The 11,816-nt window shown below is 57.7% G+C and carries 13 protein-coding genes and 1 pseudogene; 1 reads left to right on the forward strand and 13 read right to left on the reverse strand.

Going from position 1 to position 11,816, the window contains the following annotated elements:
- Nucleotides 1–126: 126 nt before the first annotated feature.
- The 13 genes from GAO09_RS07330 to GAO09_RS07390 form a co-directional block, all read right to left on the reverse strand.
- Nucleotides 127–453: a hypothetical protein gene (locus GAO09_RS07330; protein ID WP_153353372.1), complete on the reverse strand. Its 327-nt coding sequence runs from the start codon at nucleotides 451–453 to the stop codon at nucleotides 127–129.
- Complete coding sequence (gene tnpC, locus GAO09_RS07335; protein WP_153353373.1) at nucleotides 453–2,018, reverse strand: IS66 family transposase; 1,566 nt, start codon at nucleotides 2,016–2,018, stop codon at nucleotides 453–455. The genes GAO09_RS07330 and tnpC overlap by 1 nt, the downstream gene beginning before the upstream one ends.
- 72 nt (nucleotides 2,019–2,090) lie before the next feature.
- Nucleotides 2,091–2,438: an IS66 family insertion sequence element accessory protein TnpB gene (tnpB, locus tag GAO09_RS07340; protein WP_153353374.1), complete on the reverse strand. Its 348-nt coding sequence runs from the start codon at nucleotides 2,436–2,438 to the stop codon at nucleotides 2,091–2,093.
- Nucleotides 2,435–2,797, reverse strand: coding sequence for an IS66-like element accessory protein TnpA (gene tnpA / locus GAO09_RS07345; RefSeq protein ID WP_153353375.1), 363 nt, complete (start codon nucleotides 2,795–2,797; stop codon nucleotides 2,435–2,437). The genes tnpB and tnpA overlap by 4 nt, the downstream gene beginning before the upstream one ends.
- A gap of 457 nt (nucleotides 2,798–3,254) precedes the next feature.
- Nucleotides 3,255–4,271: an ankyrin repeat domain-containing protein gene (locus GAO09_RS07350; RefSeq protein WP_235937965.1), complete on the reverse strand. Its 1,017-nt coding sequence runs from the start codon at nucleotides 4,269–4,271 to the stop codon at nucleotides 3,255–3,257.
- A gap of 1 nt (nucleotide 4,272) precedes the next feature.
- On the reverse strand, nucleotides 4,273–5,271 hold the full coding sequence (locus GAO09_RS07355) for an alpha/beta fold hydrolase (protein ID WP_153353377.1): 999 nt from the start codon (nucleotides 5,269–5,271) through the stop codon (nucleotides 4,273–4,275).
- A gap of 106 nt (nucleotides 5,272–5,377) precedes the next feature.
- Complete coding sequence (locus GAO09_RS07360) at nucleotides 5,378–5,719, reverse strand: hypothetical protein (protein ID WP_153353378.1); 342 nt, start codon at nucleotides 5,717–5,719, stop codon at nucleotides 5,378–5,380.
- Between the two features lie 46 nt (nucleotides 5,720–5,765).
- Entirely contained in the window at nucleotides 5,766–6,329 is a 564-nt protein-coding gene (locus tag GAO09_RS07365; protein ID WP_153353379.1) for a hypothetical protein, read from the reverse strand.
- A 27-nt stretch (nucleotides 6,330–6,356) separates the two neighbouring features.
- Nucleotides 6,357–7,607 (reverse strand): DUF5996 family protein, encoded by a 1,251-nt coding sequence (locus GAO09_RS07370; protein WP_153353380.1) that lies wholly within the window; start codon nucleotides 7,605–7,607, stop codon nucleotides 6,357–6,359.
- An 89-nt stretch (nucleotides 7,608–7,696) separates the two neighbouring features.
- Nucleotides 7,697–8,632, reverse strand: a complete 936-nt coding sequence (locus GAO09_RS07375; RefSeq protein ID WP_153353381.1) for a pirin family protein — start codon at nucleotides 8,630–8,632, stop codon at nucleotides 7,697–7,699.
- 31 nt (nucleotides 8,633–8,663) lie between these two features.
- Nucleotides 8,664–9,686: a LysR family transcriptional regulator gene (locus tag GAO09_RS07380; protein ID WP_153353382.1), complete on the reverse strand. Its 1,023-nt coding sequence runs from the start codon at nucleotides 9,684–9,686 to the stop codon at nucleotides 8,664–8,666.
- A gap of 33 nt (nucleotides 9,687–9,719) precedes the next feature.
- Nucleotides 9,720–10,757: an LLM class flavin-dependent oxidoreductase gene (locus GAO09_RS07385; RefSeq protein WP_153353383.1), complete on the reverse strand. Its 1,038-nt coding sequence runs from the start codon at nucleotides 10,755–10,757 to the stop codon at nucleotides 9,720–9,722.
- Between the two features lie 557 nt (nucleotides 10,758–11,314).
- Nucleotides 11,315–11,668: a hypothetical protein gene (locus GAO09_RS07390; protein ID WP_153353384.1), complete on the reverse strand. Its 354-nt coding sequence runs from the start codon at nucleotides 11,666–11,668 to the stop codon at nucleotides 11,315–11,317.
- A 55-nt stretch (nucleotides 11,669–11,723) separates the two neighbouring features.
- Here GAO09_RS07390 and GAO09_RS07395 point away from each other — a divergent pair.
- A pseudogene (locus GAO09_RS07395) lies at nucleotides 11,724–11,816 on the forward strand (IS6 family transposase); the annotation flags it as partial.

The following is an 11,816-nucleotide window of genomic DNA, read 5'->3' on the forward strand; positions in this document are numbered from 1 at the left end:
GGGTCCCAGCGCACAGGCGTTTCTTTGAATTCGCTAGACCGCTGCTTTCTGAGGCGATCAGGTCAAGGCCTAAGCAAACAGATGAACACGGTCGAACATCGCTGGTAAGCGTCCGGCGAATAGATTTTATGCCTGCTTACGGTTTTGAGCCTCGATTCGAACCTGTTCTTTAGCCATGATGCGTTCGATCGTTTCCGGGTTACAATGATCCGCGACCAAGAAGCTTAGTAGTCCGCCCTTCCAGCTCCGGGCATCGCGCAGGAGTTCCTCTATGCATTCGATGCCGCGGTCTGTAAATCCGGTCATGCCATCTTCGGACCCGTCTTCTATGTGGATCATCTCGCCGTAGTCGATGTTGTCGGAATTATACGTGATCTCTTCGAGCAGCTCCATATCCTCGTCGATGAGGTCCGCGACGGCTTTGATCGTGTATACGCGGGTCGAGCGTGCCATCAGGCGGCCTCGCATCGAGCTTTTGCTGGTGTCCAATTCCAGGGCAACAGGTCTTCAAGTCGGTCCTTGGGGTGATCCTGGATCCGGATCAGGACATCTGTCAGATAGACCTCCGGATTATGGCCGTGCAATTTGACCGTTTCGATGATGGTCATGATGTTGGCGATGCGATCGCCACCCTTGTCCGAGCCTGCGAATAACCAGTTTTTTCTGCCGAGTCCGAGCGGACGCATCGCTCGCTCAGCTATGTTGTTGTCGATCTCGACGCGGCCATCATCGATGTAAACGCTCAGCGCCACCCAACGAGAGAGGGCATATCGCATCGCCTCGGCCAGCTTCTGCTTCTGCGGCAACGTCGAAAGCGTGTCTTCAATCCAAACCTTCATTTCTTCGAGAACGGGCCTGGCATGTTCCTGCCGAAGCGCCCGCCGCTCGTCGGGCAGCATGCCGCGGATACGATCCTCGATATCGTAGAGCGCGCCGATGCGCGATAGCGCTTCGTCAGCGATCGGCGATGGCTTCAGCTTGATCACGTCATGGAACTTGCGGCGCACATGCGCCATGCAGGCGGCCTCGACGATCTGGTTGCCGTAGAGCTTCTTGTAACCCCCATAGCCATCGGCATGCATCACGCCGCTGAAGTTTGCGAGGTGATCAGCCGGATGCACGCCCTTTCGGTCAGGGCTATAGTAGTAGGCGATTGCTCCCGGAGTGGGATCTTGATAACCGCTGCCATCGAAGACATAGACCCAGACCCTGCCGGTCTTTGTCTTGCCCCGTCCGGGGTCGAGCACATCGACGGGGGTATCGTCCGTATGTATTCGGTCAAGCGCGGCGATATGGGCCCTGATAGCAAAGACGAGCGGCGCAAGCAGACCCGATACGCGGCCGACCCAGTCAGCCATTACGGATCGGGAGATGTCTATCCCCAACCGATCGTACATCTCGGACAGGCGGTAGAGGGGGATGTGATCGTCGAATTTGGCGATCATGATATGGGCGAGCAGTCCCGGTCCGGGTTTGCCGCGCTCGATCGGCAGGGTCGGCATCTCGCCAGCCACCGTCGTATCGCACTCCCTGCAGATCATGCGCTTTTCGACATGGCGGACAATCTTCACCGACGCCGGCACGTGCTCCAACACCTGGACCACCCTGTCGGCGGCCTTCAGGAACGATGTGCCACCGCAGGTCGGGCAATTGCAGGGGGCCGCATAGACCAACTCTTCGGTGGGAAGACCATCGGGCAATGGTTTGCGCTTCGGCTTGTCCGGCGCGTCGTCCAACTCCGGCAGAGGAGTTTTCCCGGAGCGCATTTCAGCCTCGGCACGGGAGGCCTCGATCTCCTCCAGCATCAGTTCGAATTGCTCTATCTTCCGGTCGATCTTTTCCGAAGAGGCGCCATGCTGCCGATGTCGGAGCAGCTCCAGTTGCGCGCGCAGGAGCCCGATAATGGAGTCGCGCTTGATGACTTCGGCTTCCTGGCTCTCAAGTTTCGCCGCCTGTTCCGCGACGAGTGCGCGCAAAACAGATAGCTCGTCCTGACTATGCAGAGGCGTTGTTTCCATGCCCGTAAACGTAGCAGATTTGCCCCTGGAGCGCCAGAATTTTGCCCCGGATTTCCCTGCAAAATAAGCGTTTTAGCCTGTTCTCGCCGGGGCCGAAGTCCATGCAGGTCGGCGCCAGTCAATCCCTTCCACAAGCATCGAGAGCTGCGCCTGCGTCAGGTGCACAACGCCCTCTTTCGCCGTCGGCCATGGAAAGTATCCGCGCTCAAGAACCTTGTAAAATAGGCAAAACCCTTGGCCATCCCACCAGAGAAGCTTGATCCGATCGGCGCGCTTTCCGCGGAAGCCGAAGATCGCACCCGAGCCCGGTGCCTCCTTAATCGCCGTCTCAACCAGCGCCGATAGACCATCAATGCCACGCCGCATGTCCGTTACTCCGCAGGCCAGATAGACCCGCACATTCCCGGAAGGTCCGATCATACCGCCTCCAGACAGGCCACCAGCGACGTAAGCAGCTTCAGCTCAACATCAATCGGGACTTTCAAGCCCCGACCGTTTCGTAGCGAGATCTCAATGACCGCTGGCGTCGGTGGCGTATCAGGTGCCTGGATAGCGTTCACCTCCTCGGTGATTTCCACCGGAAGAAACATCGCTGGTCGACCAACATAGCTGAAGGACTGCCGCCACAAACGGATCTGGGATGGGTAGATATCATGCCGGCGAGCCACATCACCAATGCGAACACCAGGTTGATCCGCTTCTGCCAATATCCTCAGTTTCGCCTCGTCCGACCAACGCCGTCTGCGCTCAGTCCCGGACATGATCTCAATTCGAGCCATGAAACCTCTTTGATCTGGAATTAATGTCAGCACTAATGCTGGTTCTAATGCCAGAACATCGCCTGATTTGGCCGATCAGAGAAATCTGCTCGCCGGACGCTTACGTTCTAATGCCAGAACATCGCTTGATTTGTCCGATCAGCAAAAACAGCTCACCGGACGCTCACGCTGGAGAGGAAAGAGGACCGTTCCTGTCGGTTCTCGGCAATCGCTTTTCGCGATCCACCGCAGGCATCTCAATGTCGAACTCCCTGCTGGGAGCGGCGACCTGAACGGGGACAAACGCAGATATCGAAGACGGCGATAATGGATAGGTCTGGGTGTGCTTCCTGATCATCGCTGTGAGTGGGCTGTCGTTGTAAGGCATATCGTTCACCAGTTCAGCTGCACGCTCGTAATTTTGGCAGCAGCCTAACCGCATGACACGAAGAGCGGTAGGAGCTGGATCCACGTCGTTTCAGGTGTTTTCAAAATTCTCGCTTTCAGCGAGCAACGATGCGATTTCGTCATATCCGTAGAGAAGAGCTAATTTTCTCGGCGTCAGGCCTGCATGGCTCTTCAGATCCAGCCGCGCGCGCGCGTTGATCAACGATCGTACAGCATCCAGGTGGCCATGCCACGCAGCGTCGTGAAGTGCTGTCAGACCATTATAGGGCCCCTGCGCATCCAGCTCTGGCTGCGCAGCACCGATACAATCGGTTTCAGCAAGAATTTCAATTACATCTGCATGTCCGAAATAAGCGGCTTCATGGAAAGGTGTACCTTTCATGAGGCCCACGACCTGCCGCGTGTCCGCGCCTGCATCCTTCAGTATGCCCACAATGTCGGCGTGCCCTTCTCGGGACGCGATCCCCAGTGGAGTGTAGTCGTCGTCAGGCGTCCCGGTGATCGCCATCCGCTGATCAACATTGACGCCGGCAGCAATCAACCATTTCACTTCTACGACATCACCCGCTTTTGCGGCAAGGACGAGATCAGATCGTAGGACTTTTGCCTCATTAGCGCTGACTTTATCACGGATCAGCCAGGCGATTGAATCAAGGCCATCATTCTCGGCGAGGTCAAGAGCGGTTTGGTCCCAGTGGTTTCGGATTGAAGTCTTGGCACCATAGGACAGCAACGTCCTCACACCATCTTCCTGCTTGTGTAAGACGGCATCCATCAATGCTGTATTCCCTAAGACGGGTGACTGCTGATCAACAAACGCGCCACTGTCCAGAAGAAGCGCTATTACGTCACGATTGCCGGACTGAGCGGCCTTGTGAAGCGCCGTCGTGCCCATGCGCGGCTCAAGGATCAAAACATTCGCTCCTGCATTCAGCAGCGATTCCACCATCTGCGGCTGTCCCAGCCCGGAAGCAATCATAAGCGGCGTAAATCCGTCTGTTTCACGGGCATTCACATCTACCCCTGATAGAATGAGATCTCTAGCTCCGGCGAGATCGCCGGCGCGTATTGTAGAAAGCAAGCTCAATTCAGATCTCCCGTGGAGCGTGGGTGCGAAGGAACTTGAGCAATTCGGCATTCAGGCGATCGGGTGCCTCATGTTGCACCCAGTGCCCCGTGTCTTCCAGACGCACAACATCCACCAAGCCCGGCTGGCTCGCGCGCATGTCGATGACTGTTGGGTTGTCTGGATGGAAGAACTGGCAAAGCCCATCGGCTGCACCCCAGATGTAGAGACTGGGCTGTCGAATGACGGCGTTATTATACGCCGACATGAGTTCGAATGTTTGGGGAACGGCGCGGTAGTAGTTCAGACCTGTTTCAAACCCGGAGTGGGCAAAAGCAGCAATCGTACGATCGACATAGTCGGGGCCGGCCCAATCAGGAGCGACCACCGGTGCAGGGCGTAGCATGTGCTTTGCCGGGTCGATCGGATCCCAGCGCTGCTCCGGCAGCGGGCTCGCCGAAAGCCAGTACAGTACGCTCGCGATGCTCTTCTCCGCAGGCAGGAACTGCCTGCCTGAATCTGGTTTGTCAAATGCCAGTGCGTAATAGCGATCACCCAGCCCTCGATTACGCAAGCTTTCGTTGAGGCTCGTCTCACCCCTTGGCGCGTAGGAGATGCTCACACTGACGAGGGCTGTAAACCGGTCAGGTCGCATCAGCATTGCCTTCTGGGCGTGATCTGCACCCCAGTCATGGCCCACGAGAGTGCAACTCGGGATTTCCAGCGCGTCCAGCACGCCGACCAGATCGCCGACAATGTAGGGGGATGTGTACTGTTCAACCTCCGAAGGTGAATAACTCTCCCCGAATCCGCGCATGTCAAGCGCTACAGCTCGGTAACCTTCCTCCGCAACAGCGTTCATCTGGCTCCGCCACGTGTCGGCCGTGTCCGGGAAGCCGTGGGCGAAAAGAACTGCTGGCCCTTGTCCTTGCTCCAGTACGCGGAATTTGTTTTTTCCGACGTGAATTACCCGGTCTAATACTTCACAATCGATGCCGGTGAGATCCGCGTCCGATACCATGGCTTACCTCCTAGAAGTGCTACGAAATTTCCAAAATAGAGATCACGTTCGGCGCGCTGATCAATGCTCAACACCTCGCCGCCGGTGGTTTTCGAGCTACCGCCTCCTACTTAGATGGGTAGGGTTCTATATCTGCTGACCAGTAGTGCCTGGCGATATTCTGGCTGTTGCGGATAACGTGGTAGGCGATGTCGGGATCGCCGCCTTTGAGTGTGTCCGGATCTGCACCGCACATCAGGCAGTACATTCTTTGATGAATGACGCTCGCAAAATATTGCATCGCCGGCGCGGATTCTTCTTGACCGATTGCTCTCATGTCTTCGGCAGCCTTTTTGACCGCCTCCTCCAAAGCCAGAGAGACCGCAGCAGCCAATCCGTCGTCTGCACGCTTGATGACGTCGACGATCTGTGTTTCAGAGGGGGTAAGAACAGTGCAACGTTCTGTCATGTTTAACTCCATCAACTGTTGAGGTTCCGACTGCGTAGCATTGTGCCTAGTCCGGCCGGCGGGTGAGGAGCGACAGGTAGGTTTTTGCTCTTTCGGTAAACTCGTGGTCGGTATAAAATTTAGACTCAAGCCTCTCGTGGCGTGCGTCGATGACTGCTTCGAGACGATCTGTGATTTCCGGATCCGAAGCGCGCGCGTAATCGACCAAAGCTCGGACAACCGTCGCCAACGCGAAATTTTGTGCGGAGAGGGCCAGTTGCTGTCGTTCACTTTTGTCTTTCTCGATATCCTCCGGGCGGTCTTTCTTCATCCGTAAAGTCGCCGTGCTGCCGCGTTCCCTCTCCCAATGACGGGCGACGCTACGCCCGCCATACAGAATCTTCCATGCCATGTCGGGATCACCTCCTGTGTTTGTTTTCAGGTCGGCTCCGCACAAACGCAGGAACAGGTGGCGCAGAACGCCATCTGCGAAGTAATCACGGGGCGAGACGCGTGAACCGCCTGCCTGAAGTTCAGGTCCAGCGGACCTGGTAGCGTTTTCGATAGCCTCGTCGACAGCGGCCATCAGGAGCTTATCTGCCTCCAGGATCGGGACGGTTTTTATCTGCATGCTATCCTCCAACGCCGGGCATTCTGCTCACTTGCGAAGAACATCCTGCCATTCAGGATGTCGCTCAATCTGGGCTTTCGCAAACGGGCATAGGGGAATGATAAAAACACCCTCGCGTCGGGCATCTTCGACCGCTTGGCGCACAAGCCTCTCACCAACTTTTCTCCCCCGTAAAGCCGCGGGGACGTCGGTGTGGTCGATGATGATGAGCTGTGTACCAGCTCGACTGTAGGTCATCTCCGCTTCGACGCCCTCAACCACGATCCGGTAGCGCCCTTTCGACGCCCCATCTTCCCGTTCCACCTCCTCGCTGACTGAAGAAGTAGCCTTCTCCGGGACCTTCGCACTCAGTTCCCGAACTTTGCCGCGCTGACCGTGCGTGCACTCGAGCTGGTCTCGATCCCAATGTCCAAGATCGGCGGCAGCTTCGTAAGTTGAGACGAGAAACGCCATGAGCCCTTCGTCAGGATCGGCCGCAGCCTGAACCGCCTCATAAGGCAGGATGAACTCCGACAGGCCCTCATGCCAGAATGCCGTATCAGGCCGGACAGACGCAGCCCTGAAACCGCTCGGTGCGGGATAGGCATAGGCATAGAATGCGGGATAATCGATGCCGCCACCTCCCGGCCAAAAGCCTGCCGAAGAAACCTCGCGGTCGTAGGCCTCCTGCGCCACGTTGTCCGGCAGTGCCGGTACGCCGCCAGGATGGATTGGCGCCTGCCGTCCCGAAAACCGGGTAACGGCCAGATCGAAGCTGCCCCAGAAAAGATGCACAGGACTGGATTTTCCGATGAAGGATGTCCGGAACGCTTTGAATACCCGGTCTATCGCCATCAGTGCCTCATGAAACTTCCGGACGGCGTCGCGGTCATACGAGCGTTCCCGATGGTCCTCATCGAACGGCACGAGGTCCGCCACTTCATTTGGCTGGCCATGGAAGTCGGGATTGCCGCCGAGTTCGGAGATCAGACGGGTGAAATTGGCATGGAAACCTGCGACGGTAGATGTCCCCAACGCAAACGAGGCTCGCCGTCCGTCACCATTCGAACCAATGACTGCATGTTCATGAAAGTCGAACACAATCTCGATGCCAGGGCCATCAGGGATCGGAGAGGACGTCAGGCCGGAAGGGGTAACGTAGAAAGTCGCGTTCCAGGAATGGTTGAGCCAGGGTGTATGAGCCAGCCGGTATTTGCCGACAATCTGCAGGTAGAGGTGCAGAGCGGAACACGTTTCACGCCAGCTGAGGTAGTCGAGGCGTGGCCATTGATTGCTCATTTTATTTACTCCATTTTCTGCCGAAACACGACGAGGCGGTGAATGCTGTTTCGGTTTGATCGACCGCCCAGGCGATCACGCTACTGTCGTCATTCCGGAAGCGGTATATGCTCGTCGCGATCGTCGATCGGCAAGTCGAACAGGCCCTCGCCCCATTTCTGCGCCTGCCATTCGGCCTTGGCTTCCTCGATGCGCTCCTTCGACGAGGCGACGAAATTCCACCAGATGTAGCGAGGTCCAGATAACGTAGCGCCGCCGAGGATCATCAGGCGAGCGCCTTTTTGGCCGGCTGCAACCGTGATCCTGTCGCCGGGGCGGAAGACCATCATCTGCGGTGCCTCAAACTCCTGGCCGGCGATCGAGATCGAGCCTTCGACGATGTAGATGCCTCTGTCTTCGTGATTGTCCGGCATCGGCAGGCGAGCACTCGGACCCAGTGTGACATCGGCGTAGAATGTCTCGGAGAACATGGTTGCTGGAGCGGTCTTGCCGTAGGCGTTGCCGAGAATGAGCCTAACCGACACCCCTTGATCCTCGATGACTGGTAGCATCTCCTCGCCGTAGTGGTTGAACGTCGGCGCCATGTCTTCATTCTTTTCCGGTAGGGCGAGCCAGGTCTGGATGCCAAACAGGCTGTTCGGCCCGGTTCGGGCCGTGGCCGTCGTACGCTCCGAATGGGAAACACCGCGGCCGGCGACCATCCAGTTCAACGCACCGGGACGGATGATCTGATCCGCTCCCGTGCTGTCGCGGTGATGAAAGTCGCCGCGATAGAGGTATGTGACCGTGCCAAGCCCGATATGCGGGTGGGGCCGGACATCGATGCCCTGGCCTGTCAGGAGCTCGGCCGGTCCTGCCTGATCGAAGAAGATAAATGGTCCAACCATCTGTCGCTTCGGGGCAGGCAGGGCGCGCCGAACCTCGAAGCCGCCAAGGTCGCGGGCGCGCGGAATGATCAGCGTTTCGATCGCGTCAATTCCGACCTCGTCCGGACAGCCTGGTTCAATTGCGGGGTTCCAGCTCATGTGAGGAAACCTTTCTTATCTGTTAGGCGATTTACATCGCGGAGTGAATTGGTTGCTGCTGTTCTCTGAAGGCATCATCTGAGACGGAGTTATTTCTCTTCAGGCGGAGTTCCGCGCCCGACGTACTATTGAGAGATGTGAGCTCGTGATCAGGATTGGGTGATCGGTTATCCGCACCCGACGCCCCGCGAAGTTTTTCGAAAGATGCGATGAGATATTCGGAAAGGATACGCACCTTGCGCGGTGGATGGATGCTGGATGGCCTGACAACATGAACATCCCCGACGGGCAGCGGAAAGCGGGTCATGATTGGGACGAGAGCGCCTGAGGCAAGATATTTATGGGTGACACAGTCCGGAAGCCATGCAATGCCAAGCCCCTCAGCTGCGGCTTTGGCTATCGCCGCGCCGTTGTTGGAGCTGAAGCGACCCTGTGCCTGCACGGTGATGATCCTGTCGCCTTCCAGGAACCGCCACGCCTCGATACCTAGCAAAGCTTGATGGGTCGCGATTTCGTCTGGCGATTCAGGTGAGCCATGAACCCTGATATAGTCGGGGCTGGCGACGAGCTTGAAATAAATCTCGCCTACGCGCTTCGCGATCACGTTGGAGTCACGCAACGCGCCGACTCGAATCGCGCAGTCGAACCCTTCTGCAACCAGATCGACACAGTGGTCGCTATATTCGGCGTGGATCTGAAGCTGCGGGTGGCGGCGCGCCATTTCTGCAAGCACGGAGGCGAAGTGCATTGGGCCCGATGTCAGCGGAACGGAAACTCTCAAGCGTCCACGAAGGTCGCCTTCGGGCAAAATCGTTTCGCGTGCAATGTCTATTTCGCTGCAGGTCTTTGCCGCGAAATCGCGAAACGTAACGCCCGCCTCAGTGAGGCCCGCACCCCGGGTTGTGCGCGCAAGAAGTTGAACACCGAGTTCCACCTCGAGTCGGGCGAGCCGCCGACTGACCATCGACTTGGAAACCCCTAACCGGCGCGCCGCCGGCGATACACCTCCGGAATCTGCAACTTCGACAAAGGTCCGCAGATCTTCGATGTCCATTTTGTGTCCCCGTTTTGCGATCAAGCCTAGCTGTCAAGCGTGTTGTGCTGCTCTGACCACCGGCGCCACTTCATTGCCCAGCAGTTCTATTGATCGTTTCATTGCTGAAGTATCGAGAGCGGCTGTGCTCATCTGGAAGGTGATGCGTGATACGCCAGCCAGTGTTTCACTGGCCCGCAGCATTTTGGCTGCCACCGTCGCTGGATCACCAACCAGGAATGCCCCTTCGGGTCCCGCCATGGTCTCGAACTGCTGACGCGTCGGCGGCGACCAGCCGCGCTCGCGACCGATATTCGCTGTCAGATGCGCCCAGCCAGGGAAAAAGGCATCCCTGGCTGCAGCATTGCTTTCGCCGACGAAGCCCATCGCATGAACACCGATCTTGAGCACCTCGGGGCTGTGCCCTGCGCGTTTACCAGCTTCCCGATAGAGATCGACGAGCGGACGAAAGCGCTCAAAGCTTCCGCCTATGATGGCGATCATCAAGGGAAGACCAAGCGCACCGGCGCGCGCGAACGACTGCGGCGTGCCGCCGACACCGATCCATGTCGGAAGTCGTTGTTGATGAGGACGGGGATAGACGCCTTGTCCGCGGAGCGGCGGTCGGAAACGCCCTTCCCAGCTCACATTCGTCGACTCTTGCAGAGCAAGCAACAAATCGAGCTTTTCCGCAAAAAGATCGTCGTAGTCACGCGTGTCCAAGCCAAACAGTGGGTAAGCTTCGACGAAGGACCCGCGACCTACAACGATTTCCGCTCGACCCCTGGAAATCAGATCGAGGGTTGCGAATTCCTGAAAAACCCGCACGGGGTCGGCGGCACTTATAATTGTTACCGCGCTCGTCAATCTGATCTGGCTGGTCCGTGCCGCAGCGGCAGCCAGTATGATCGTCGGCGCGGAGTCGAGAAACTCTGCGCGGTGATGTTCACCGATACCGAACACGTCCAGTCCAACGCGGTCCGCCACTTCGACTTCCTCGATCAGTTCTGCCATACGGATGGTGGCCGAGGGAACCTGACCCGTCGTCGGATCTGGAAGGATAGCTGCAAAACTGTCGATACCGATTTCCATTATGGGTCCTTTGAAAGATTTTTAGCGCAGAGCTTCTTTCTCCACGGGTGCACGGCCACCGACAGTCTGAGAGTGGCACCACAGCCGGTCATGCGATAGTGCTCGATCCTGGGAAGCTCTGTCGCAAAATGGGGAACGCCATTTACAAGAGGATCCGCATGCCCACCCGGCTTTATTCCCGGCGCGGAGGCATGGCATCTTCCGGGTGGACAAAAGAGTATCGGCTCGAATCTGCGAGATTGCCTCGTGGCAGGCATACAATGGCGATCGCGACCAACGAGGTGGAGGGGGGGTGAAGAAGCCGATCTCCCTGCCATTTTACCTCCGGACAGATTGCATCGGGTGTGCTTTTGCCACTTACGATCTTACAGCCACGACCGCCGGCAGGCATTCAGGTTTCAGCTGCATCAGTATTACCAGGTAGCTGGAGCACTCATGGAGAGATTGATCGGACGTTTAGGCAAAGACTGGGCCTCTGGAGGTCAGGCCCAGCCTCGGATCGGGAGCCAGCCTGAAGCGGCTTGGCCACCGCACTCAAGCCGAGAAACAAACTCGCTTCATCGTTTCGTTCCCACGGCCAGAACGGCGGTTGCGCGGAGGATAACCGTGTTGCCGCTTGCCAATCCGTCGATCACCTCAAGTATTGCCGCGTCGACACGCCGTCGTTGATCGCTATCAAGCTGCGCGTAGACGCCCATATAGCTGTGCAAGTCACGAAGTTCGTCAAGATAAGCGTGCCCGGCGGGGCCTTCCCAGACGGTCTCGATCTCTTCGACGTCAATCGCGGAAAGGTGGGCGTGAGCCATTTCCTTGGCCAACCGATCGGGTTCGGAAAGCAGGAGAAACCCCTCGGGAGGCGCAGGCGGTCGCATCTCGGGAAACACCAAGCGTAGCGCTTGCGCCATGACCATGAACGGACCGCCGCCCGGCGGTCTACGCCATGTCGCCACACAGGCTTTCCCGCCGCGCCGGGTCACGCGCGCGGCCAAGCGCCTGATGCGCAAGCTCTTGAAGGGCCAGGGACGATCGCCGCGGGTGATGATCACCGATAAGCTTCGT

This window comes from Endobacterium cereale (genome assembly GCF_009617585.1).
Classification (GTDB): domain Bacteria; phylum Pseudomonadota; class Alphaproteobacteria; order Rhizobiales; family Rhizobiaceae; genus Neorhizobium; species Neorhizobium cereale.